Consider the following 24792-nt stretch of genomic DNA (forward strand, 5'->3'; position numbering starts at 1 on the left):
GCTGACTCTCATGCTGAGCAAAGTCGAAGCAGCTCTACCGCTTCGTTGCCATGCTATTGAGTAGCCAGAGGGAGAGATACTTCGACAAGCAGACGACAGATGAAGCATGACGTTCAGGTAGGACTTTCTGTTGGGTTCGTTCAACACTATACGCCAGGCGAGAGCGGCGCGCTACAGCCCCAGCCCGTCGAGCAAAGCTACGTAGCCCTGCACCCCCGCCCGGATTTCGCTGAGCAGAATGTACTCGTCGGGGGTGTGCGAGCGGGCCGAGTCGCCGGGGCCTACCTTGACGGTGGTGAAGGGCATCATGCTTTGGTCGGAGAGGGTGGCCGAGCCGAAGGTGCGGCGGCCCAGGGCTACGCCGCGCCGCACCAGCGGGTGCTCCAGGGCAATACGGGAGGAGTTCAGATGGGTAGAGCGGGGCGTGACATCGGAGGTAACATGCTGACGCACCAGTTCCACTACCTCCTGGTTGGTGTACCGCTCATTGGTGCGCACATCCACCACGAACGTGCAGCGGTCGGGCACCACGTTGTGCTGGGAGCCGGCCTGAATCTGGGTCACGGTCATTTTCACGGGTCCCAGCAGTTCCGACACCTGCGGGAAGCAGTACTGCTCAAACCACCGAATATCGGCTACGGCTTTGTAGAGGGCATTTTCACCTTCCTCACGGGCGGCGTGGCCGGTGCGGCCGTGCGCTACACAATCCAGCACCACCAAACCTTTTTCGGCTACGGCCAAATCCATTTGGGTGGGCTCGCCCACGATTCCCAGGTCAATAGGGGGTAGGAGGGGTAGCAGCCGCCGGATGCCGTTGGCGCCCGAAATTTCCTCTTCGGCCGTAATGGCGCAGATTAGGTTAAATGGCGGTGCGGTTTCCTGTTGCTCGAAGCAGAGAAACGTAGCCAGCAGGCTCACGGCCGAAGCGCCCGCGTCGTTGCTGCCCAGGCCTATCAGCTTATCGCCTTCTACTGTAGCTCCAAATGGATCATGGGTCCAGGTGCTGCCCGGCTTCACCGTGTCGTGGTGGGAATTAAGCAAAATGGTAGGCTTACTGGCATCAAAGTGCTTGGACACAGCCCACACATTGTTGCCGTCGCGCCGGGGGCAGGCGCCCTGGTGGGTCAGAAATTGAAAAATCAGCGCGGCCGTCTGGTCCTCCTCTCTTGAGAAGGAAGGCGTCTGAATCAGCTTCTGTAACAGCGCAATGGCATACCCGGTTAGCCGGTGTACTAGCTCCGACATAGCACAGTTTTCACGGGTTTGTTGATGTTAAGCGCATTTTCAATCACTACACGCTCCACACCAGCTTCCAGCGCCGCGAAGGCATTATCCAGCTTTGGGACCATGCCGGCGGCAATAACTCCCTCGGCTTTCAGCTGCTGGTACTGCCGGGCGGTAATCTGCGGTATCACGGAGGTTTCGTCGTTGATGTCGCCCAGCACGCCGTCTTTCTCGAAGCAGAAGTGCAGCGCTACCTCATGCTCGGCGGTCAGGGCCCGGGCCAACGTGCTGGCAATGGTATCGGCGTTGGTATTGAGCAGCTGACCGTGGCCGTCGTGGGTGATGGCACAGAACACCGGCGTGATGCCGGCCCGCAGCAGCTGGCCCAGCAGCCCAACGTTGATGCTGTTTTCGGGCAGGTCGCCCACGAAGCCGTAGTCGATGTCTTTTACCGGCCGCTGCACGGCCCGGACAGCGTTACCATCGGCGCCGGAAAGCCCCAGGGCATTTACCTCGGCTGCCTGCAGGAGCGCCACTATCTGCTTGTTGGTTTTGCCCGCGTAGAACATTGTCACGATGTCGAGGGTAGGGGCGTCGGTAATACGGCGGCCCTGCACCATCCGGGGCTCAATGCCGAGGTGCTGCAGCATCTGACTGGCGCCTTTACCGCCGCCATGCACCAGTATTTTTCGGCCGGGTACTCGGGCCAGCTCCGTCAGGAAGTGGCGCAGCTGGGCTTCATCGTCGATGATGCCGCCGCCAATCTTAAAAATTTTCAAGCCTTCGCGCATGAAGTAGGAGTCGGGGAAAAGTGGCGTAGGGGGCCGGAAAGAGCCAAATGAAGCAGCCGCGCCGGCGGCAACCAGTCGCAACCGGCAGGCGGGCGGGAACTTTTTTTGCGGCCGGGCCGGCAAAGTTTCCAAAAAAAAACATCTAGTTTTGCAACGATTTAGCGGTCCTGATCATTTCAACCGCAGAAACACCCCACGCCGCCCCGCGGCTGCTGTCAATGACTCTTCTCTCTTCTATTGCGCTTCTGCGACGACCTACCCTGGTTGTGCGAACAATGCCAGCTTAAGAGCTGGCGTGCAATAATTCGCCTGAGGTTTTACCAGTACCAAAACCCGGCGAAGGGGCCACAACAAGTAGCGGCCCACGGAAGAAAGTTTCTACGAGTAACGAATTGACACGAGTGTAGGCCGTAGTGCACCCTTGCCCCAGTGAGTACAGCGCACAACCCGCGTAGCGGGCGTGTACCGTGGGCCTTCTTTCTTTTCCTGAGCTTTTGTGCGGGTACTGAACACGGTACCGGCCGCCGCGACGCCTTGTCCGGCCGCTGCGCTCTGGCTCCCTCCCCTTGCTTGTCTTTCCGAGTCCGTTGCCGTATAGCCAGGCAACCAACCGAGTCTTGACCATGATTTTACGCGTAGCCAATGCTGCTGATGCGCAGTACGTGGAAACCCTCTGTCAATGGTATGCCGAATCTGCCAGAACGCGCGGGGTCGGGATTGCCAAGCGTGACCCTAACTATCTGATAAAGAAGATGGAAAAAGGAGACGCTATCATTGCTTTCCTGGAAGAGCAGCTGGCCGGCTTCTGCTACATCGAAACCTTTGAGGACAACAAGTTCGTGGTGAACTCGGGGCTGATTGTGAACACGGAACTGCGCAAGGAGGGCCTGGGCCGCGCCATCAAGCACCGCGTGTTTGAGCTTTCCCGCACGAAGTATCCGGCGGCTAAGATCTTCGGTATCACTACCTCGGCGGCCGTGATGAAGATCAACAACGAGCTGGGCTACCGCCCGGTTACCTTTCCCGAGCTGACGCAGAGCGACGATTTCTGGAAGGGCTGCTCCAGCTGCAAAAACTACGGCATTCTGATGGAAAACCAGCGCAGAATGTGCCTGTGCACCGGCATGGTGTACGACACGCTGAACGACCAATTCAGCCAGGCCACCATCGACATCATCAGCCGGGAGCAATAGCGCAACCCTGCGGAGCCGGAGCAAGCCGTTTGGACTATCCATTGAAACGCAAGCCTTTGTGCTTGGATGACCAGCGGCAACAGGTTCCGCACCCGAAGATCAACGGGGCCAACGACGAGCGGCCGAATAGTGCGTCCGGCCTTCATCTCAAACGAGGAGGCTTAGCCAAGCAAAACATTCTAAAAATCTCTTTTGCCACTACATGAAAAAGGTAGTATTAGCCTACAGCGGCGGCTTGGATACGTCCTACTGCGTTGTGTATCTGACCCGGGAGCTGGGCCTGGAAGTGCACACGGTCATTGTCAACTCCGGTGGCTTTTCCGAGGAAGAGCTGGCCGGCATCGAGAAGCGCGCCTACGAGCTGGGCTCCGCGAAGCACGAGGTGATTGACGTAACCCAGCGTTTCTACCAGGACTGCCTGCGCTACCTTATTTTTGGCAACATCCTCAAGAACGATACCTACCCGCTGAGCGTCAGTGCGGAGCGCATGTTCCAGAGCCTGGCCCTGGCCGAGTACGCCCGGGAGCACAAGGCCGACTACATTGCCCACGGCAGCACCGGCGCCGGCAACGACCAGGTGCGCTTCGACGTGGCTTTCTCGGTTATCGCGCCCCACACGGAAATCATCACGCCCATCCGCGACCTGAAGCTCTCGCGCCAGGCCGAGATTGACTTCCTGCACCAGCACGGCTTCGAGATGAGCTGGGAAAAAGCCAAATATTCCATCAACAAGGGCATTTGGGGCACCAGTGTGGGCGGCGTCGAAACCCTGACCTCGCACCAGGCCCTGCCGGAGTCGGCCTACCCCACCCAGCTCAGCGAAACCAAGCCTGCTACCGTCGAAATTACCTTTGAGAAAGGCGAGCCGGTAGCGCTGAACGGCAAGGCCATGAACCCCGTGGAGCTGATTCAGGCCCTGAACGAGCTGGCCGGTGCCTACGCCATTGGCCGCGACACCCACGTGGGCGACACGATTCTGGGCATTAAGGGTCGCGTCGGTTTTGAGGCCCCGGCCCCGCTGATTCTGCTGAAGGCTCACCATTTGCTGGAAAAGCACACTTCCAGCCGCTGGCAGCTGCTGCACAAAGATTACGTGGCCAACTGGTACGGTACGCTCCTGCACGAGGCCCAGTACCTCGACCCGGTGATGCGCGACTTCGAAGCCTTCCTCGCGTCGTCGCAGGAGCGGGTGTCGGGCACGGTGTTCGTGACGCTGAAGCCGTACCAGTTCGAGCTGCAAGGCATTGAGTCGCGCTACGACATGATGCGCTCCAAAGTGGCCACCTACGGGGAGGAAAACGACGCCTGGGACGGCCGCGACGCCAAAGGCTTCATCAAAATCTTCAGCAACCAGCTACGGATTCACAGCTCATTCAACGATGAAAATTAAGGTTGGCATCGTAGGCGGCGCCGGCTACACCGCCGGGGAGCTCATCCGCATTCTACTGCATCACGAGTACGCCGAGTTGGGCGCCATCGTCAGCTCTTCCAACGCCGGCAACCCCATCGCCCAGGTGCACGATGACCTGGTGGGCGAGACGAACCTGGTGTTTACCGCGGAGCTGGCCGGTGATGAAGACGTGGTGTTCCTGTGCCTGGGCCACGGCAACTCTAAGGCCTGGCTGACCCAGCACGAGCTGCCCGGAACCACCCACATCATCGACCTCAGCAACGACTTCCGCCTGGAGGTTGACGCCGAGTTTGGGGGTAGGGAGTTTGTGTACGGGCTGCCCGAGCTGAACCGAAGCCGCATCCAGCAGGCTCAGAGTATTGCCAACCCCGGCTGCTTCGCCACGGCCATTCAGCTGGCGTTGCTACCCCTGGCCCAGGCCGGAAAGCTCACGGACGATGTGCACGTATCGGCCATTACGGGCAGCACGGGCGCGGGCCAGAGTTTGTCGGAGACGGTGCACTTCTCGTGGCGCACCAACAACGTATCCATCTACAAGCCCTTCACCCACCAGCACCTCGGCGAGATAGGGGAGAGCCTGGCGCAGCTGCAGCCGCAGCTGGAACTGGACATCAATTTCATTCCCTACCGCGGCAACTTCTCGCGGGGCATTTTCGCCAGCGTGTACACGCCCTCGGACCTGACCCAGGAAGGGGCCCGGGAGCTGTATCAGCAGTTCTACCAAGATGCGCCGTTCACTACGGTTTCGGATAAGGAAATTCACCTGAAGCAGGTAGTAAACACCAATAAGTGCCTGCTGCACGTCCAGAAATTTGGCAAGCAACTGCTCATCACCTCGGTTATCGATAACCTCGTGAAAGGCGCTTCGGGCCAAGCGGTGCAGAACATGAATCTGCTATTCGGTCTGCCGGAAACGACTGGCCTAGGCTTGAAAGCGGGGCTGTTTTAACCCCGCAGAACGTCATGCTGAGCTTGTCGAAGCATCTCTACCGCTTCGTTGAAACCTTTAAACTATTTCTTCCTGCCCCCTTTAAGAGCTGAAAACATGAATTACTACTATAAATATGCTAATCAGGAGGATACTCTTTTCGGTGAAGGCTTTGCTTATGTTGAGTATGGTGAAAATCTAGAGCCTTTAAGGCAGGTTGAAGATTACGGGAGGATTTTACTCTACTCCTATATTAACCCTCATACCTGCAAACAAGCTGGTACTTGTTACTTATCTGAAACTGATTTGAATCAAGAACTAGAATTACCTGAAAACGTCATCGCTGCAGCCACTTTTGAGCAAAAATGGCTGCAAGCACAGTTGTTCAGCGACAGACTCCTAGATATAGATAGGCGTCGGGATTTGACCTCCTCAACTGTCCAAGAAATAATTGCGGGCCGTCGTTAAAATCAAATTCAACGAAGCGGCAGAGATGCTTCGGCAAGCTCAGCATGACGTTCTAGTTGCTAACCACTCTGACATCACCAAGAAACATGAACCTTTTCAACGTATATCCGCTCGTCAACATCACGCCGGTAAAGGCACTGGGAGCGAAACTTTGGGACGATAAGGGCCAGGAGTACCTGGATTTTTACGGCGGCCATGCTGTTATTTCCATCGGCCACAGCCACCCGCACTACGTGCAGCGTCTCACGGAGCAGCTGCAGAACATCGGCTTCTACTCCAACTCGGTGCAGATTCCGATTCAGCGGGAGCTGGCCGAGAAGCTAGGCCAGGTATCGGGCTACGCGGACTACTCGCTGTTTCTGTGCAACTCCGGCGCCGAGGCCAACGAGAATGCCCTGAAGCTGGCGTCTTTCCACACCGGCAAAAAGCGCGCGGTGGCCTTCAAAGGCGCTTTTCACGGCCGCACCAGCGGTGCGGTGGCGGCTACTGATAACCCCAAAATTGTAGCGCCTTTCAACGCCGACCACGCCATTTCTTTCGTGGAGTACGACCTAGCGGCGGTGGAGCAGGTGCTGCAGGGCGGCGACGTGTGCGCGGCCATCATTGAGCCCATTCAGGGGGTAGGCGGCATCATCATGCCTTCCGATGACTTCCTGACTGCCCTGGCGGCCCTGTGCAAGCAGTACGGCGCCCTGCTGATTGCCGATGAAGTGCAGAGCGGCTACGGCCGCAGCGGTAAGTTCTTCGCCCACCAGCACGCCGGCATCCGCCCCGATGTTATTTCGGTGGCGAAAGGCATGGGCAACGGCTTCCCCATCGGCGGCATCCTGATTGCGCCGGAGCTGAAGGCGTCTTATGGTTTGCTGGGCACCACGTTTGGGGGTAACCACCTGGCCTGCGCCGCCGCGCTGGCCGTGCTGGAAGTAATTGAGCAGGAAAACCTGCTGGCCCACGCCACCGAGCTAGGCCACTACCTCCGCTCGGAGCTCGAAGCCAACGCCGGCGCCGAGGAAATTAGGGGCCGGGGCCTGATGGTGGGCATCAAGTACGACTTCCCCATCAAGGACGTGCGCGACCAGCTGCTTTCGGAGCATCACATCTTCGTAGGCAACGCCTCCGACCCCACGGTGCTGCGCCTGCTGCCCCCGCTCAATATTACTAAAGCCGAGGTAGACCGGTTTTTGCAGGCGCTGTACGCATTAATTCCGGCCGAAGTGAAAAAGTAAACGACCTGTGGCCTAACTTGCAGCCCCAATGAGTAGCACCCTGAAGCTCCCGAGCCCCGCTCCCCTTCTGACAAGCTGCCCGCTGCCATTGGTGACTCCTGCGCAGCAACCGGCCGGTTCTTTCCCCGAAAGAACAGCCTCCCCCTTTTCCTTCCAGCAGTTGTGCCCGCCCGACTTCCCGATGCCTGACATCTGGGAGCGGCCGGGTGCGGGACCGATTGAACTACCTTCTTTCGCTCCCGTTTGGCTTACCTCCTCGTTCGGCTGGAATAGACCCCTACTGTTTGGTTCTGTTCCAGCCGAAATTGTATCCGGGCGGTTCCGAAAGCCGGCCGAGGCCACGCCACGCACTCACCAGACGCCCGGCAGCGGGATTTTTCAAATCGTCGCATCCCCTTCCAGAGGCAGGATGCGGAGTAGAGTTGGCGGGGCTGATAGGCATACTTGCCGCCTCCGCCTAACACAACGGGAAAGCCACGGGCCTGACTACCGCAGAAAACCATCCATAGAGTAAACCCTTTTTTCGCAAAACAGAGTGGAAAACGCTAAATCGGTAAAACTCATTCTCGAAGACGGCACCGAAATCGAGGGCCAATCTTTTGGCGCCTTTACCTCGTCTGCGGGCGAAGTGGTGTTCAGCACGGCCATGACCGGCTACCCCGAAAACCTCACCGACCCGTCCTTCGCCGGGCAGATTCTGGTGCTCACCTACCCCATCGTGGGCAACTACGGCGTGCCGGGCGAGGAGCTGTACGAGTCGATTTCCCGCATTTTCGAGTCGGACAAGATTCACGTGGCCGGCCTGGTGGTCAACTACTACTCCGAGGAGCACAGCCACTGGCACGCCGCCAAGAGCCTGGGCGAGTGGCTGGCCGAGTACAACATCCCCGGCATCTACGGGGTGGACACGCGCATGCTCACCAAGAAGCTGCGCGAGAAGGGCGCCATGCTCGGCAAAATCGTGGCCGACGGGGAGGACGTGCCTCTGCACGACCCCAACCAGGACAACCTGGTGGCCCAGGTGAGCCCCGACGGCGTGCAGCACTACGGCACCGGCAAAAACAAAATCGTGCTGGTGGACTGCGGCACCAAGACCAACATTATCCGCTGCTTCCTGGAGCGCGACGTGGAGCTGATCCGCGTGCCCTGGGACTACGACTTCACCCAGCTCGACTACGACGGCCTGTTCCTGAGCAACGGCCCCGGCGACCCGAAAATGTGCGTGCCCACCATCGAGCACCTGCAGAAAGCCCTGCAGCAGGACAAGCCCATTTTCGGCATCTGCCTGGGCTCCCAGCTCATGGGCCTGGCCGCCGGCGGCGACACGTTCAAGCTCAAGTACGGCCACCGCAGCCACAACCAGCCGGTGAAGCTCACCGGCACCCAGCGCAGCTACATCACCAGCCAGAACCACGGCTTCGCGGTGGACACCGCCACGCTGCCGGCCGAGTGGGACATGCTGTTCGAGAACCTGAACGACGGCACCTGCGAAGGCATCAAGCACAAAACCAAGCCCTTTTTCTCCACCCAGTTTCACCCCGAAGCCGCCGGTGGCCCCCAGGACACGGAGTTTCTCTTCGACCAGTTCCTGGACGAGGTAGAGAAGTATAAGGCGGGCAAGTAGCAGTAGCAGAACGACCGAAAAAGAACGTCATGCTGAGCTTGCCGAAGCATCTCTACCGCTTCGCTAGTACAGTCATGGAGTACGCCATATTTCGACAAAACACGATGAGATTCTTAGTTCTGCTGCCTGCAATGGCCCTGTTCTTTAAACCTCCGGTATTGGTGAAATATGAAGGAGGCAGCCGATACCATTCCCACCTTACTCTGATACTCTATCAGGATTCAACTTTTACTTACTCTGCTTGGTACCATAGCGGACAGAGGAAAGTAGGTGTATATAAAGGAATATGGCGTAGCGCACCTGGTAAGCTAATTCTTGATTCAAAAAAGAAAAACGCTGCTTTTCATAATAGAAGCTTCGTTTTGAAAGGTGATACATTAAAGTTTTATTCCAGAGAGGATTCTATCAAAAACTATAGTTTTTACAAAGAATATTTTACCCTTGTTCGCAAACCATAATAATCAGAATGTACGTCTACATCCTGACCAACCCCACCCAAACAGTGCTCTACATCGGCGTGACGAATGACCTCCAGCGCCGCCTGCACGAGCACAGCAGCGGGCGGGGCGACGCCGGGAAGTTCACCGGGCGGTATCAGGCGGATTTGCTGGTGTACTTTGAAATCTGCCCCGATGCCACGCAGGCCATAGCGCGGGAAAAGCAGCTGAAAGGCTGGACCCGGAAGAAGAAAGATGCGCTGATTGCCGCGTTTAATCCGAGCTGGCAACCAATTGATTTAGAAACCTGGACTGGTTGATTTTGCGACGAAGCGGTAGAGATGTTTCGACTCCGCTGCGCTCCGCTCAACATGACGTTCTGATTGAACACACACGACCTAATGAACAAACCCAACAAAGTCCTCATCCTCGGTTCCGGTGCCCTCAAAATCGGGGAGGCCGGGGAGTTCGATTACTCCGGTTCGCAGGCGCTGAAGGCGCTGAAAGAGGAAGGCATCCGCACCATCCTTATCAACCCCAACATTGCCACCGTGCAGACGTCGGACGACATTGCCGACGACGTGTACTTCCTGCCCGTGACGCCCTACTTCGTGGAGGAAGTCATCAAAAAGGAACAGCCCGACGGCATTCTGGTGGCCTTCGGCGGCCAGACGGCCCTGAACTGCGCCGTGGCCCTGTACCGCGCCGGCGTGTTTGAGAAGTACCACGTGCGCGTGCTCGGCACGCCCGTGCAGAGCATCATCGACACCGAGGACCGCGACATCTTCAAGGAAAAGCTCGACCAGATCGGCGTGCTCACGGCCCGCAGCGAAGCCGTGACGACGATGGAAGACGCCCTGGCCGCCGCGGAGCGGATTGGCTTCCCCATCATCGTGCGCGCCGCCTTTGCCCTAGGTGGCCTGGGCAGCGGCTTCGCCAACAACATGGACGAGCTGCGCGCCCTGGCCCAGAAGGCTTTCTCGACCTCGGACCAGATTCTGGTGGAAGAGTCGCTGAAAGGCTGGAAAGAGGTGGAGTACGAGGTGGTGCGCGACCAGTTCAACAACTGCATCACCGTCTGCAACATGGAGAACTTCGACCCCATCGGTATCCACACCGGGGAGAGCATCGTGGTGGCCCCGTCGCAGACGCTGAGCAACCGCGAGTACCACAAGCTGCGCAGCATCGGCATCAAGACCATCCGCCACCTGGGCATCGTGGGCGAGTGCAACATTCAGTACGCCCTCGACCCGCACTCGGAGGAGTACCGCGTGATTGAGGTGAATGCCCGTTTGTCGCGCTCCTCGGCGCTGGCTTCCAAGGCTACGGGCTACCCGCTGGCTTTCGTGGCCGCCAAGCTCAGCCTGGGCTACTCGCTGGCCGAGCTGAAAAACAGCGTGACGCAGACCACTTCGGCCTTCTTCGAGCCCTCGCTCGACTACCTGGTGGTGAAGCTGCCGCGCTGGGACCTAGGGAAATTTTCGGGCGTGCAGCGCCAGATCGGCTCGGCCATGAAGAGTGTGGGCGAGGTCATGGCCATCGGCAAAACCTTCGAGGAAGCCGTGCAGAAGGGCCTGCGCATGCTGGATACCGGCCGGCGCGGCTTCGTGGCCAACAAGCCCGAGCCCATCGACCTCGCGGACCTCGACCGGCTGCTGAGCGAGCCGAACGAGGAGCGTATCTTCGCCATCAACGAGGCCTTCCAGGCCGGCTACGACGTGGAGCGCGTGTACGAGCTGACGCGCATCGACCGGTGGTTTTTGCAGCGCCTCTACGGCATCTACCAGCTGAGCCTGCAACTCGCCTCAACGCGCCAGCAGGGCGGCCTCGACGCCCTCGACACCGACCTGCTGCGCCAGGCCAAGAAGTCGGGCTTCTCGGACCAGCAGCTGGCCGTGCAATTGCTCGGTCCGGCCGAGGTGAAGGCCAACGAAATGCTGGTGCGCGCCCGCCGCAAGGCCCTGGGCGTGGTGCCCGTGGTCAAGCAAATCGACACGCTGGCGGCCGAATTCCCGGCCCAGACCAACTACCTCTACCTCACTTACCACGGCACCGAAAACGACCTGGAACCCGAAACCGACAAGTCGGTGGTGGTGCTGGGCTCGGGCGTGTACCGCATCGGCTCCTCGGTGGAGTTTGACTGGTGCGGCGTGAATGCGGCCCAGACGGTAAACGAGGAAGGCTACAAGTCCATCATCATCAACTACAACCCCGAAACCGTTTCGACCGACTACGATGTGTCGGACCGCCTGTACTTCGAAGAGCTGAGCTACGAGCGGGTGATGGATATTCTGGACTTCGAGGAGCCGCAGGGCGTGATTCTGAGCACCGGCGGGCAGATTCCGAACAACATTGCCACCCGCCTCGAAGCGGCCGGCGCGCCCATCCTGGGCACCGCCGCCTCGCGCATCGACGAGGCCGAAAACCGCCACAAGTTCAGCAGCATCATGGACGAGCTGGGCATTGCCCAACCGCGCTGGAGCGAGCTGACCACCATGGAGGCCATCTACGACTTCGTGAAGCAGGTGGGCTTCCCGGTGCTGATCCGCCCGAGCTACGTGCTGTCGGGCGCGGCCATGAACGTGGTGTCGAACCCGCGGGAGCTGGAGGAGTACCTGAAGCTGGCCGCCGAGGTCAGCGCTGAGTACCCGGTGGTGGTGTCGCAGTTTATCCAGGATGCTAAGGAAATCGAGCTGGACGCGGTGGCCGACAAGGGCGAAATCGTGTCGTACGCCATTTCGGAGCACGTGGAGTTTGCCGGCGTGCACTCCGGCGACGCCACCATGTACTACCCGCCGCAGCGCGTGTACGTGGGCACAGTGCGCAAGCTCAAGGTCATTGCCGAGAAGATTGCCAAGCGCTTTCAGATCAGCGGGCCGTTCAACATCCAGTTCCTGGAGAAAAACCGCGAAATCCGCGTTATCGAGTGCAACCTGCGCGCCTCGCGCAGCTTCCCGTTCGTGAGCAAGGTATCGGGCAACAACCTGATCAAGAAGGCCACGAAAGTGCTGCTCGGCCAGCACGTGGACCGCGACGCGAGTGAGCTGGTGTACGACCTGCCCTTCGTGGGCGTGAAAGCCTCGCAGTTCTCCTTCACCCGCCTGCAGGGCGCCGACCCGGTGCTGCGCGTGGACATGACCAGCACCGGCGAAGTGGGCTGCCTGGGCGACACGGCCGAGGAAGCGCTGCTGAAGTCCTTGCTGTCGGTGGGCTACCGCATTCCGGAGAAGACGGTGCTGATGTCCAGCGGCCCGCTGACGTCGAAAGTAGCCCTGCTGGAATCGGCGCAGGTGCTGGTGCAGCGCGGCTATACCATCTACGCTACGCACGGCACGCACAGCTTCTTCGCCGAAAACGGCGTGCCCAGCTCCCTGGTCTACTGGCCCGACGAGCTGCAGGAGCCCAACGCCCTGACCTACCTGCGCGAGCGGAAAATCGACCTGGTCATCAACATTCCCAAGAACACGACCAAGGGCGAGTTGGACAACGACTACAAAATCCGCCGCACGGCCGTCGATTTCAACATTCCGCTCATCACCAACGCCCGCCTGGCCAAAGCCTTCATCCACGCCTTCACCACGCTGAAGCTGGAGGACTTGAGCATCAAGAGCTGGAAGGAGTTCAAGGCGCAAACCGAGCCGGTGCTGTAGGAAGTTAGCGGACTGTATCAGAACGTCATGTCGAGCTTGTCGAGACATCTCGCGTGCTCTGCATGACGTTCTTGTGTTTCTGGTGGTAGTCATCCTTTACTTGCTTGCCAACGATGGGACATAAAAACGTTTGCCTGAACTGTCACAAAGCATTCAATATGCCTTTTGGTATTACTGGCGAAATGACGTGCAGGGAATGTGGGCAGCAGATGATTCGACTGCCGCACCGGTTTCGTCCGCCGAAGAAAACGGAAACGGCTAAATGGGAAACGGTGAAGTTCCTCGTTGAACATGGGTTTTCATACCAGCACATCTATCACACGGATGAGAATCCAGTGCGAAATGGCAAGGTTGAAAACTATGTTCGGTATCCTGACAATCTGCGGGAGGCGCAGGAATTTGTAATCATGTACCACACCCAGGCTAAACAGAAATAGCCGTCAACAAGGCTACCCGAGCAAGGGCCGCAAATAAGGACTAGACAGGAGAAGTAGCGCTAGGCGGCACTTCGTACCTTCGCTCGACCGCACGGTTATTCCACCTCACCACACGGCTGCCTCCTGAAAAGGTGAAGCCCTTGGTACTGGAATACCAAGGGCTTCGAGAAGTAGGTGGAAGAAGCACCTAACTTCTTGTCGCAATGAGAAGAAATCGTGCGTCGAAGGTAAGACGTAACGTCCGCCTTCGCAAACCTATACCAACGCAGCCCGAAAATGGTTTCCGTTGGTGGTGGCTGGTTCAGGAGCTGGTCAAGGCGGTGCTTACCGCCGCGGCCCGGCACTGGATCGGCTAACCGGGGTTGGCAAGGAGCGGAGCCGATTGGCTCCGCTCCTTGTTTTGGCCTTACCGCTTTGTTGTCCTCAATGCCATGCCATTACCAACTTTCATATGAAACTACTTATCTGCTCTGGGCTAGCAGCGACTTTGCTTCTCGCCCCAGACCCTGTTCAGGTATATGAAGGAGGCCGACCGCGCTATTCCGGAATTACGCTTACTCTTCATTCGGATTCAACCTTTACCTATTCTTCCTGGTACCATCATAGCAAAGGCGTGCTGAAGGATAAAGGCACTTGGCAGCGAAAGGGAAACTACCTGGTGCTGAATTCGCGCCGCCAAAAGCCAAAAGGCTTTTTTAACAAAGAATACTTTAGAGTGAAAGGCGACACGATTAAGCTTTACTCGAAAGAAGATTCAATCAAGGATTACGATTTCTACAGATGTTATTATACGCTCCTGCTTCAACGACCTACAAAGTAGCTCCGCCTCAACCCTCGCAACGAAACGCGAAGTGAAACTTCGCGTTACTTCACCCCATGAAAAAATTCACCTCGTTTGCCGACGCACCCGACTACCGCGCCCTGCTGCAACAGGCGCTGGAGATTAAGCAGAACCCCTTCGGCTACCAGCACCTGGGCAAGAACAAGACCGTCGGGTTGATTTTCTTCAACCCCAGCCTGCGCACCCGCCTCAGTTCCATCAAGGCCGCCTACAACCTCGGGGCGCAAGCCTGGGTGCTCAACGCCGGCGCCGACTCCTGGACCCTGGAAATGGCCGACGGCGCGGTGATGAACGGCTCCACGCAGGAGCACATCAAGGAAGCCATTGCCGTGATGAGCCAGTACTGCGACGTGCTGGGCATACGCACCTTCCCCACGCTCAAGGACCGCGACGAGGACTACCACGAGGTAGTCTTCAACAAGATTCTGCAGTACGCCACCGTGCCCGTCATCAGCCTGGAAAGCGCCACCCTGCACCCGCTGCAGAGCTTTGCCGACTTGATTACGGTGGCCGAAACCAAGCAGAAGGAGCGGGTGAAAGTGGTCTTGACCTGGGCCCCACACGTGCGCGCCCTGCCCCAGTGCGTGCCCAACTCGTTCTGCGACTGGTTCTCGGAAATCGACTGGGTGGACTTCGTCATCACTCACCCCGAAGGCTACGAGCTGGACCCCAAATTTACCAAGGGCGCCCGCATCGAGTACGACCAGCGCAAGGCCCTGGAAGGCGCCGACTACGTGCAGGCCAAGAACTGGAGCAGCTACCATAACTACGGTCAGGTCCTCAGCAACGACCCCGCGTGGATGCTCACGCCCGAGCATATGGCCGGCACCAACGACGCCAAGTTTCTACACTGCCTGCCGGTGCGCCGTAACGTGGAGGTATCCGACGCCATTCTGGACTCGCCCAACTCCCTGGTGATTCAGGAGGCCGGCAACCGGGTGTTCTCCATGCAAACCGTGCTGCACGAGCTGCTGAAGTGATGCTGTTTTTTCGCGGCTCCGCAGTGCTATAAGGCCGAAAGTAGGACAAAAACAGGTCGAATTACAACATTCCCGGGCGAGCTTCGTTAGAGGCTGTCAGAAGCCGGCCGTGCGGTTGACTTCTAACGTTCCACTCGACCATTTTTGCTATGAAAAAGCTCCTTGCCATTGCCGCTGTATGTGTAGCTGGTATTTCGGCCGCTAACGCCCAAACCAACACCAGCACCACCACTACCACCACGACCCAGCCCGCGCAGAGCACCACCATTCAGACGCAGCCCACCCAGCCCATGCAGGGTACTACCTCCGGCTCCACCATCAACCAAACCACCACTACGCCCGCTTCTACCACTACCACGGTAGAAACCCAGTCGAGCACCTCGGGCACTATGAGCCCCACGACTACCCCCCGCGCAGACGTGAAGATGAAGGACAAGAAGAAAAAGTCGAAAGTAAAAGCTGACCCCCAGTAAGGTCGTTTGCTTTCCACCGAAGCCGCCCTGCCTACTCCAGTCGGGGCGGTTTTGCGTTTAGAGCAACAGTGCCAGCTGCTTGCCCACGGCTTCCTCGGGTGTTTCGAGGTTGGAAAGCGAGACGCCCAGCAGCCGGATCCCTTTGCTGATAGGCTGAATGCCGGTCAACAGCTCGTGGCTGAGGTAGGCAAAGGCCTCGGGGGTAGGGACCGGGCCGAAGAGGGTCCGGCTGCGGGTGATTTGCTGGAAATCGGCGTACTTGACCTTGAGCGTAACCGTGCGCCCCCGCAAGCCCGTGCGCTGGCAGTGCTGCCACACCGAATCGAGGCAGGGCTGCAGGCCCTCTAGCAGCTCTTCGGGCGTCCATAAATCCTGCTCGAAGGTGGTTTCGGAGCCAATGGATTTGCGCAGGCGGTCGGACACCACGGGGCGGAAGTCCTGGGCGCGGGCAATGCGGTAGTAGTGCGAGCCGGCCTTACCAAAGTGCTGACGCAGAAATGCTTCGGTCTGCTGCCGCAAATCGAGGCCCGTAAAGATGCCCAGGTTGTTGAGCCGCGCCGCCGTAGCCGGCCCGATGCCATGAAATTCGCCTACCCCCAGTTTTTCCACGAAAGCCGGGCCCTGGTCGGGCCGAATCACGAACTGGCCGTTGGGCTTGCGGTAATCGGAGGCTAGCTTGGCCAGAAACTTATTGTAGGAAATGCCCGCCGAAGCCGTGAGCTGGGTCTGGCGCAGAATTTCGGCCCGAATCTCGCGCGCTACCTGCGTGGCCAGCGTGATGCCTTTCAGGTTCTCCGTCACATCAAGGTAGGCTTCATCCAGGGAAAGCGGCTCAATCAGGGGTGTGTACTCGGCAAAGATGGCCCGGATCTGCCGCGACACTTCCTTGTACACCTCAAAGCGCGGTTTCACAAAAACCAGCCCGGGGCACTTGCGCAGGGCCGTACTGGAAGGCATGGCCGAGCGCACCCCAAACTGCCGGGCCTCGTAGGAGGCAGCCGCCACTACCCCGCGCTGCCGGGAGCCGCCCACTGCCACGGGCCGGCCGCGCAGTACGGGGTTGTCGCGCTGCTCCACCGAGGCGTAGAAGGCATCCATGTCGAGGTGGATGATTTTGCGGGTTTCCGGGAGGGCTTCCAAAGCAAAAAGGGCAACGCTGAACTTTACGCGGCCAGCATAAAGTTCAGCGTTGCCCCCGACATCCGGAACTATATAGCCCGGGCTGCCGTGTAATTTAACGCCGGTATTGCGGGTTAAACGGTTGTATGCTAGCTATGTAGGGGGCTGCGTCCTCGTTCTGGAAACTCACGCCCAAATGCTGTTGGCCTGGGTTAAAATAATAGGCCTGCCCTCCGTGACCACAATGGTGTGCTCGTGCTGGGCCACGAAGCTGCCGTCGGGGGTGGCCAGCGTCCAGCCGTCGCTGAGCTGGTGGGCCAGCGTAGCGCGAGTAGAAATAAAGGTTTCTACCGCTACCACCGAGTTCTTCCGGAAGCGCTTGTGATTGTGGCGGTCGTAGTAGCAGGGAATTTCGGCGGGCTCCTCGTGCAGGCTGCGGCCGATGCCGTGGCCCACCAGATTTTTAATAACCCGAAAACCCGCTTTCCGGGCTTCGGCCTCTATCAGTCCCCCAATATCGGCAATGCGGACGCCGCTCCGGATGCGGCCGAGGGCGGTGCGCAGAATCTGCCGGGAGGCATCCACCAGGGGCTGATGGTTATTGATATCAGTCCCGAGCACAAAGGACCCCCCGTTGTCGGCCCAATAGCCGCTCAACTCCGCCGACACATCAATATTGACCAGGTCGCCTTCCTGCAGCACCCTGCGGCCGGAGGGAACCCCGTGCGCCACCTCATGATTCAGGCTGATGCACGTCCAGCCCGGGAAGCCGTAAGCCAGCCGGGGGGCTGATGTAGCGCCTAACGCCGCCAGCATACGCCCGCCGTACTCGTCCAGCTCTTTGGTGGTCATGCCCGGCCGGGCATGGTTGCGCATTGCCCTGAGGGTAGTGCTTACCGCTTCACTGACGCGCTGCAGGCCGGCTAATTCTGCTTCTGAGGTAATGGACATATCGTGGAGGGTTCTGGGGTTTGGGGGCAGCGTTGGCTGGCCCTCGCTAGTTGGAGCTACCAGGCTGGTGCACGTCGCCCTGCACGGTAAAGTTGGTGCCGGTGTCGGGGGCGGGCGGGTCGCTGGCCTGCACGTCGCGGACGTGGCCGTTCGCGGCGGAAGGAGTACGGCTGCCGCTACTGCCTGATGCAGAGGTAGAAGCAGAGGGCAGGGGAGTAGCCGCGTCGGGGACACCGGTAGCCGGCTGCGGGTCCTTGAAACTGCCGTTTTTCTGCCAGAAGTAGAAGGCTGCCGTGCTGCCGGCTACCAGGGCCCCAATCCAGACGGGTGATGCTTTCATTTTCATACAACCAGGAGTTTAGCGAAGAAATAATAGCTGCGAAACAGCGCGGGCGTAGTTGCTGACCACCCACGCGCAGCGTAGTGTACGCCCCCAGGCCGCCGACGTTGTAGCGGAGCTTGGGTGCGGGCCGGCTGCCGCGGCAGAAACGCCGGCCGTGCCGGCCCGGCCCCGGCTACTTCCCGGCCTGCTGATCCAGCAGCAGGTAGCGCGCCCGGTGCTGCTCCGGCTCCGCTTTCGTCGTGACATCAATGCGCAGCAGCTGCGAGGCCTGGCCGGGGGTAGTAGCCGGCCAAGGGGGCAGGCCTTGGCCGTTGGGGTTGCCGGTTTTGATGAAGTTGGCGAAGTAGCTCTGCATCGTTTCGGACACCTTATAATCGTCGGGCGTCCAGGCAAACACCTTGTTGCCGGGCAGGTTGCCCAGGGCATACTCAATTTCGGCTGAGTGTACCGCACCCTTGGCGGGCGGGGCTGGGGCGGCGGCCGGGGCCTGCTTCACTACGCCGCCGGCCAGGCCGGTGGTAGCATTGCCCATTTCGGGTACCATGGCGGGGCGAGGCCGGGCGTAGAGGTACCGGTACACCGGTTGGCCACCCGTCTGGGCGTGGGCATCGGCCCATTTCCAGGTGCTATAGCTGATAAACCGGTCGCCGGCCAAATCGGTGGCAGCCTGCTCGGCCTGCTCGGGGGTAGCGGCGGGGTAGTGTTGCAGGACGTCGGCGGCGCGCTCCCCGTAGAGCTTCTGCACGGCCTGGCGGAAGGTTTCGGGGGTAGGCGGTTGGGGCCCGAGCAGGGCCTGGTAGCCCATTTCCTGCGAGTTCCAGCCTACCAGCAGCGGCACGCGGGCCTGCTGTCCGGCCGCGAAAATGGCGGTAGGCTTCTGGGGGAAGAAGTAGCCATCGAGGGTAGGGGCGAAGCGGGGCGTACCGGGCTGGCCGGCCGCTTCCAGCAACTGCTGCGCCGGCAAGGCCCGCAGCGCGGCCAACGAAGTGGCCCCCAGGCTGGTGGCAAACGCTACGCCCGCCTGCTCGCCTTCCGGGAGCGGAACGGGCCCGAAGCCGGTGTTCAGCATCGAGCCACTTTCGCCAATGGCGCGGGCAAACAGGCTTTTCGAGAGCGGGGAAGCCATTTGGGCACTCACCGACATGGAGCCCGCCGATTCGCCGGCAATGGTTATTTTCTGCGGGTCGCCGCCGAAAGCGGCAATGTTCTGCCGCACCCAGCGCAGGGCGGCCGTCTGGTCCTGGAAGCCGTAGTTGCCCGAGGCCTTGTTCGGCGACTCCTGCGTCAGCTCGGGGTGGGCCAGAAACCCGAACACCCCCAGGCGGTAGTTTACCGTGACGGCCACGATGCCGCGGCGGGCCATGCTCTCGCCATCGTAGCGCGGCTCCGAGCCGTCGCCGGCAATAAAGCCGCCCCCATAGAAATACACCAGTACCGGCAGCTTCTCCCGACTGGATTTGGCCGGCGTCCAGACGTTGAGGTACAGGCAGTCCTCGCTCACGCCATTGGAGCGGAAATTCATGTCGCCGAATACTGGTAGCTGCATGGCGCGCGGCCCGAATTGCGTGGCCGGGCGCACTCCGGTCCAGTTTTGCACGGGCTGCGGCGCTTTCCAGCGCAACTCCCCCAAGGGTGGCGCGGCAAACGGCACGCCCTTAAAGGTGCGGATGCCCGTGGCCGTAATCAAGCCGGCCACTACCCCATTGGCCGTTTTCACCTGCGGGTTTGCTTTTGTGGCTGTCACAACGGTAGGGGTTTGGGCCACGGCCGGGGGTAGGGCGGACACCGCCAGAAGGGAAAGTAGCAGCAGAATTTTCATAGAACAGGCAGGCAAGAGTGGCAGCAATAACGGGCAAGCCGCCCGCAGGATGCTCAATAGTACTGAACCCCCGGCAAAATCCGGCAGCTACCGCGGGCCTTCCAGAGTTTCGTAGGGGGTAGCAGCTTCCATAAGCTGTAGGATTCTAGGGCTCATGCTCCGGCTTTATTTGATGCGCAGACTGACAGGTTCAGTTTTGGCTTTCCGGAAGGAATAGAACCGCGTAGCGGCCGGCGCAGTAGCCTAATCCTGCACCGGCTCCAGCGGCGCGGCTCCGGCAGCCGGTATGGGCTGGCGGGGCTTACGGCTCACCAGAAACACGCCGGCAAAAATCAGGAGGGCCTGCAGGGCTTTAGCGGGCGTAAGCACATCCTTGCCCAGGGCTACGGCAATCAGCACGGCCAGGGCGGGCTGCAGGTAAATGTACGCGCCCAGCAGGGAGGGCGAAGCATATTTCAGGGCCCAGTTGTTGAGCAGGTAGGCCAGAATGGTCAGGCAGATGACCATGTAGGCAATAGCCACCCAAATACCCGTTGGGAAACTGCTGTAGTCGGCGGCTTGTACCTGCTGCCAGCCGGCGGGCACGGCCAGCACGGCGCCCACCAGAAAAATGCGGGCCAGCACCGTAAACGGGTGGTAGGTGCGCATGAGGGGCATCACCAGCACCAGGTACACCCCAAAAGCCGTGGCATTGAGCAAAATGAACACGTTGCCCAGCAGCCCATCCTGCCCGCCCGCCGCCACCGGCCCCCGACTCAGAATAATACTGGCTGCCCCCGCGCCCGCCAACCCAATGCCCAGCAGGCGCGGCAGCGTCAGCCGCTCGCCCAGGAGCACGGCCGAGGCCAGCACCGTGACTACCGGGGCAATGGTTTGAATAAGCGAGGCGTTGATGGGCGAGGTCAGGTTCAGGCCCGAGAAGAACAGCAGCTGGTTGAGCCCAATACCCAGCACCCCGCAGGCCACGGCCCGCAACTGATCGGCGCGGCCCCGGATGCGGTCCTGGGGCGCTACCAAGCGGCTGAGGGCGCCGAAGAACACGGTGGCGCCCACCACGCGCAGCAGCACCAGCCCGAAGGGGCCCATGTAGCGCGGCATCACATCCTTGGAAATGCTGTAGTTGGCGGCGTAAATCAGGGCCACCACCAGCAGGGCCGCGTGTACTTTCAACGAGTTCTTCATCCGGCCACGAAGGTAGCAGCCCGCCGCGCCCCCGCAGCGCAAAACCGCGGAATGTCGTAGTTACCTTTGCTACCGGCCGCCCGCACCCGCCGGCCGCCGGGGCGCAGCTGATTTCCCAGCCCCGCCCCGTGCCCTATTCACCTGCGCTTCCTTTCCTATGGCCACCGGCTCCCTGTTCGATTCTGACCCTACCCCCTCCGCCCAGCCTAACCTGCCCCGGCCCGGTGCCCCGCTGGCGGAGCGCATGCGCCCGCGCACCCTGCAGGAGTATGCCGGGCAGCAGCACCTTATCGGGCCCGAGGGCGTGCTGCGGCGCTACCTCAATGCTGGCCGCCTGCCCTCTCTCATTCTCTGGGGCCCGCCGGGGGTAGGCAAAACCACCCTGGCTAACCTGCTGGCCCAGGAGCTGGGGCTGCCCTTCGCGGCGCTGTCGGCTATTAATGCGGGCGTGAAGGATGTGCGCGAAGTCATTGAGCGGGCCCGCAAGCAGCGCGGCACCGTGCTGTTTATTGATGAAATTCACCGTTTCAGCAAGTCGCAGCAGGATGCGCTGCTGGGGGCCGTGGAGCAGGGCGTCGTCACGCTCATCGGGGCTACTACTGAGAACCCCTCGTTTGAAGTTATTCCGGCCGTACTGAGCCGGGCCCAGGTGTACGTGCTTGAACCCTTGGGCAGGGACGTGCTGACCAGTCTCGTGGACAAAGCCCTGGCCGAAGACGAGGTTCTGAAGCAGCGGAAGGTGCGCGTGCAGGAATACAACGCCCTGCTTACCATTTCCGGCGGCGACGCGCGCAAGTTGCTGAACCTGCTGGAAATAGTAGTAGAAGCCAGCCGCCCTACCCCCGAAACCGGCGCAATCGTCATCACCGATGAAGCTGTGCAGCAGCTGGCCCAGCAGCACCTCGCCCGCTACGATAAGGGCGGCGAAATGCACTACGATGTCATTTCGGCCTTTATTAAAAGCATCCGCGGCTCCGACCCCAACGCCGCGCTTTACTACCTGGCTGTGATGCTCGAAGGCGGCGAAGACGTGAAGTTTATTGCCCGCCGCCTGCTTATTCTGGCCTCGGAAGATGTGGGCCTGGCCAACCCCAACGCCCTGATGCTGGCCCAAAGCTGCTTCCAGGCCGTGACGGTTATCGGCATGCCGGAGTCGGATATTATTCTGGGCCAGACGGTGGTGTACCTGGCTACTTCGCCCAAAAGCAACGCCAGCTACAAGGCCATCCGGGAAGCCCGGGCCCTGGTGCGCCAGCAGGGTGTGCAGCCCGTGCCCATTGCCCTGCGCAACGCGCCTACCAAGCTCATGGAGGAGCTCGGCTACGGCAACCAGTATATGTACTCTCACGACTACGAGGGCAATTTTGCTTACCAGGAGTTTCTGCCCGAAGCCCTCAGCGGCCGCGTGTTCTACCACCCCGGCCAGAACCCCGCCGAAGCCAAAGCCCAGGAGCGCCTCCGCCAATTATGGGGCGAGAAATATGGGTATTGAGGTAGGGTAGGAGGGTAAGAGGGTAAGAAGTGAAGTGGTAAGCGTGTGTCATTGCGAGGAGGCACGACGAAGCAATCCGTCCGGGAAAATGTGCTACCCCCAAAGATGTGACAAGCCCTTTCAGCACAGGCGGAAGGGCTTGTCGCATTATCAGGTTTATCACTTGGAGAGAAAGGATTGCTTCGTCGTGCCTCCTCGCAATGACACAAGCCCACTACTTTCTACCCCTCCTCACACCCTAATCCGCGCCCGTTCCCGCCCCAAAACCGCCCGTTGGTTGAATAGCCGGAACGGGGGAGGAAAAGCCGATACTTTTGTTTCAAGACCGATCTGACTATCCAATTTTCTGACTCACGATGAGACAATTTTTTAAGTACGTGCTGGCGACGCTCACCGGCCTCGTGCTCTTTGCCCTGGTAGGGGTAGTGCTGCTGGTGGCCCTGATTGCCGCCGCGGCTTCTTCCGATAAGGAAGTGACCGTAGCCAGCAACTCGGTGCTGGAACTCAAGCTTGATAAACCCATTGGGGAGCGGGAAGAACCGCAGTCGATTGGACTGATGCTGGGTGGCGGTAGTCGGGGTAGCATCGGCCTCGATGAGCTAAAGGCGGCCATTCGCCGGGCTAAAGCCGACGGCGACATCAAGGGCATCTTCCTGAACCTGGAGCTGGTACAGGGCGGCATGGCCTCCATGGAGGAAATCCGCCACGAGCTGCTGGACTTCAAGAAGACGGGCAAGTTTGTGGTGAGCTACACTGATGCCCAGTCGGAGAAAAGCTACTACCTCGCTTCCGTGGCCGATAAGATCTACCTGAACCCCCAGGGCACGCTGGAGTTCAACGGCCTCAGCTCCGAGACGATGTATTACAAAAACCTGTTCGATAAGCTGGGCGTGCAGGCCCAGATTTTCCGGGTAGGTTCGTTCAAGAGCGCCGTAGAGCCCTACTTCCGTACCAACATGTCGGATTCGGCCCGCCTGCAAACCTCGTCGTTCCTGAACTCCCTGAACGATGCCATGCTATCGGAGGTAGCTGCCGCCCGCAAAATCGCGCCGGCCCGTCTCAAGGTGATTTCCGACTCCATGCTGGTGCACAACGCCGACGACGCCAAGCGCCTGAACCTGGTGACGGACCTGGGCTACTACGACCAGGCTACCGACTACATGAAGGGCAAGCTGGGGGTAGAGAAAGACGACAAACTCAGCCTCATTGAGCTGTCGGACTACAAAAAGACCGGCGACGATGACGACGAGGAAGGCAGCACCAGCGGCAACCGCATTGCCGTGGTGTACGCCGAGGGCGACATCGTGACCGGTAAAGGCGGCAACGAAAGCATCGGGAGCACCCGCTTTGCCGAGGCCATTCGCAAAGCCCGCTTGGATAAGAAAGTGAAAGCCGTAGTGCTGCGCATCAACTCGCCCGGCGGCTCGTCGCTGGCTTCCGATATTATTTACCGCGAGGTGATGCTGACCAAGAAAGTGAAGCCCGTTATTGCCAGCATGTCGGACGTGGCGGCTTCGGGCGGCTACTTCATTGCCATGGGCTGCGACACGATTGTGGCCCACCCGACCACCATCACCGGTTCTATTGGGGTGTTTGGGGTACTGCCGAACATTGAGCCCTTCCTGCGCGACAAGATTGGCGTGACGACGGACCGCGTGACCACCGGCAAGTTCTCCGACTTCCCCACCATCACCCGCGCCCTCACCCCCTTCGAGCAAAGCCAGTTCCAGGCCGAAATCAACCGCATCTACGCCGACTTCACCACCAAAGCTGCCCAGGGCCGCCGCATGCCGGTGGAGCGCCTGCGCCGTCTGGCCTCGGGCCGGGTGTGGTCGGGCACGGAAGCCAAAGCTCGCGGCCTCGTGGACGTGCTGGGCTCGTTTGATGATGCCCTACGCATTGCCGCCCGCCGCGCCAACCTGAAGGAGGGCGACTACCGCATCCAGAAGCTGCCACGCCAGAAGTCCTTCGCCGAGAACCTGTTCAGCTCCTTCTCCGAGGAAGCCAAGCTGCGCATGGTACGCGAGGAAATGGGCCCCATGTACCCCATGTACCAGCAGTACAAAAAGCTCTCGGAAATGAAAGGCGCCCAAATGCGCATGCCCTTCGAGGTGAACGTGCAGTAAACAGTTGCTGGTAAGTAGTAGCTAATCGGCTACTCCACTGTCATCCTGAGCCCAAGCAAAGGACCTTATCACGCCAA

General features: G+C 59.9%; 21 protein-coding genes. 14 read left to right on the forward strand and 7 right to left on the reverse strand.

The window, feature by feature from the left end; genetic code table 11:
- Positions 1-171: 171 nt before the first annotated feature.
- Positions 172-1245: a M20 family metallo-hydrolase gene (locus GGU46_RS07180; protein ID WP_183402876.1), complete on the reverse strand. Its 1074-nt coding sequence runs from the start codon at positions 1243-1245 to the stop codon at positions 172-174.
- Positions 1233-2003, reverse strand: a complete 771-nt coding sequence (argB, locus tag GGU46_RS07185) for an acetylglutamate kinase (RefSeq protein WP_246398869.1) — start codon at positions 2001-2003, stop codon at positions 1233-1235. Before argB ends, GGU46_RS07180 begins: the two co-directional genes overlap by 13 nt.
- A gap of 764 nt (positions 2004-2767) precedes the next feature.
- On the opposite strand from argB, the gene GGU46_RS07190 reads away from it, so the two are divergent.
- The 12 genes from GGU46_RS07190 to GGU46_RS07245 all read left to right on the forward strand — a co-directional run bounded on the left by GGU46_RS07190 (position 2768) and on the right by GGU46_RS07245 (position 15683).
- Entirely contained in the window at positions 2768-3208 is a 441-nt protein-coding gene (locus GGU46_RS07190; protein WP_317171868.1) for a GNAT family N-acetyltransferase, read from the forward strand.
- A 202-nt stretch (positions 3209-3410) separates the two neighbouring features.
- Complete coding sequence (gene argG / locus GGU46_RS07195; protein WP_183402879.1) at positions 3411-4598, forward strand: argininosuccinate synthase; 1188 nt, start codon at positions 3411-3413, stop codon at positions 4596-4598.
- Positions 4588-5568, forward strand: coding sequence for an N-acetyl-gamma-glutamyl-phosphate reductase (gene argC / locus GGU46_RS07200; protein ID WP_183402880.1), 981 nt, complete (start codon positions 4588-4590; stop codon positions 5566-5568). The genes argG and argC overlap by 11 nt, the downstream gene beginning before the upstream one ends.
- A gap of 48 nt (positions 5569-5616) precedes the next feature.
- The gene (locus GGU46_RS07205; protein WP_183402881.1) at positions 5617-6015 is read left to right on the forward strand and encodes a hypothetical protein; all 399 of its coding nucleotides are present in this window, start codon (positions 5617-5619) and stop codon (positions 6013-6015) included.
- Positions 6016-6101: 86 nt separating this feature from the next.
- Complete coding sequence (locus tag GGU46_RS07210; protein ID WP_183402882.1) at positions 6102-7241, forward strand: aspartate aminotransferase family protein; 1140 nt, start codon at positions 6102-6104, stop codon at positions 7239-7241.
- 535 nt (positions 7242-7776) lie between these two features.
- Positions 7777-8865: a glutamine-hydrolyzing carbamoyl-phosphate synthase small subunit gene (gene carA, locus GGU46_RS07215; protein WP_183402883.1), complete on the forward strand. Its 1089-nt coding sequence runs from the start codon at positions 7777-7779 to the stop codon at positions 8863-8865.
- Positions 8866-9331: 466 nt separating this feature from the next.
- Positions 9332-9622: a GIY-YIG nuclease family protein gene (locus GGU46_RS07220; protein ID WP_183402884.1), complete on the forward strand. Its 291-nt coding sequence runs from the start codon at positions 9332-9334 to the stop codon at positions 9620-9622.
- An 81-nt stretch (positions 9623-9703) separates the two neighbouring features.
- Positions 9704-12952 carry a carbamoyl-phosphate synthase (glutamine-hydrolyzing) large subunit gene (carB, locus tag GGU46_RS07225; protein WP_183402885.1) on the forward strand — a complete coding sequence of 1083 codons (3249 nt, stop codon included), beginning with the start codon at positions 9704-9706 and terminating at the stop codon, positions 12950-12952.
- Between the two features lie 113 nt (positions 12953-13065).
- Entirely contained in the window at positions 13066-13389 is a 324-nt protein-coding gene (locus GGU46_RS07230) for a hypothetical protein (RefSeq protein ID WP_183402886.1), read from the forward strand.
- 451 nt (positions 13390-13840) lie between these two features.
- On the forward strand, positions 13841-14209 hold the full coding sequence (locus GGU46_RS07235; RefSeq protein WP_183402887.1) for a copper resistance protein NlpE N-terminal domain-containing protein: 369 nt from the start codon (positions 13841-13843) through the stop codon (positions 14207-14209).
- Between the two features lie 56 nt (positions 14210-14265).
- Entirely contained in the window at positions 14266-15210 is a 945-nt protein-coding gene (locus GGU46_RS07240; protein ID WP_183402888.1) for an N-acetylornithine carbamoyltransferase, read from the forward strand.
- A gap of 149 nt (positions 15211-15359) precedes the next feature.
- Entirely contained in the window at positions 15360-15683 is a 324-nt protein-coding gene (locus tag GGU46_RS07245) for a hypothetical protein (protein WP_183402889.1), read from the forward strand.
- A gap of 57 nt (positions 15684-15740) precedes the next feature.
- On the opposite strand, the gene dinB is transcribed toward GGU46_RS07245, so the two are convergent.
- The 5 genes from dinB to GGU46_RS07270 all read right to left on the reverse strand — a co-directional run bounded on the left by dinB (position 15741) and on the right by GGU46_RS07270 (position 21097).
- Positions 15741-16823: a DNA polymerase IV gene (gene dinB, locus GGU46_RS07250; protein ID WP_262890931.1), complete on the reverse strand. Its 1083-nt coding sequence runs from the start codon at positions 16821-16823 to the stop codon at positions 15741-15743.
- 165 nt (positions 16824-16988) lie between these two features.
- Positions 16989-17753 carry a type I methionyl aminopeptidase gene (gene map, locus GGU46_RS07255; RefSeq protein WP_183402890.1) on the reverse strand — a complete coding sequence of 255 codons (765 nt, stop codon included), beginning with the start codon at positions 17751-17753 and terminating at the stop codon, positions 16989-16991.
- A gap of 46 nt (positions 17754-17799) precedes the next feature.
- On the reverse strand, positions 17800-18099 hold the full coding sequence (locus GGU46_RS07260; RefSeq protein ID WP_183402891.1) for a hypothetical protein: 300 nt from the start codon (positions 18097-18099) through the stop codon (positions 17800-17802).
- A gap of 169 nt (positions 18100-18268) precedes the next feature.
- Positions 18269-19915: a carboxylesterase/lipase family protein gene (locus tag GGU46_RS07265; RefSeq protein ID WP_183402892.1), complete on the reverse strand. Its 1647-nt coding sequence runs from the start codon at positions 19913-19915 to the stop codon at positions 18269-18271.
- 243 nt (positions 19916-20158) lie between these two features.
- Positions 20159-21097 carry a DMT family transporter gene (locus GGU46_RS07270; protein ID WP_183402893.1) on the reverse strand — a complete coding sequence of 313 codons (939 nt, stop codon included), beginning with the start codon at positions 21095-21097 and terminating at the stop codon, positions 20159-20161.
- 244 nt (positions 21098-21341) lie between these two features.
- On the opposite strand from GGU46_RS07270, the gene GGU46_RS07275 reads away from it, so the two are divergent.
- A complete protein-coding gene (locus GGU46_RS07275; RefSeq protein WP_246398944.1) occupies positions 21342-22589 on the forward strand; it encodes a replication-associated recombination protein A in 1248 nt (415 codons plus the stop codon).
- A 356-nt stretch (positions 22590-22945) separates the two neighbouring features.
- Positions 22946-24715: a signal peptide peptidase SppA gene (sppA, locus tag GGU46_RS07280; RefSeq protein ID WP_183402895.1), complete on the forward strand. Its 1770-nt coding sequence runs from the start codon at positions 22946-22948 to the stop codon at positions 24713-24715.
- Positions 24716-24792 lie beyond the last annotated feature (77 nt).

The sequence above is a fragment of the Hymenobacter latericoloratus genome, from assembly GCF_014199535.1.
Classification (GTDB): domain Bacteria; phylum Bacteroidota; class Bacteroidia; order Cytophagales; family Hymenobacteraceae; genus Hymenobacter; species Hymenobacter latericoloratus.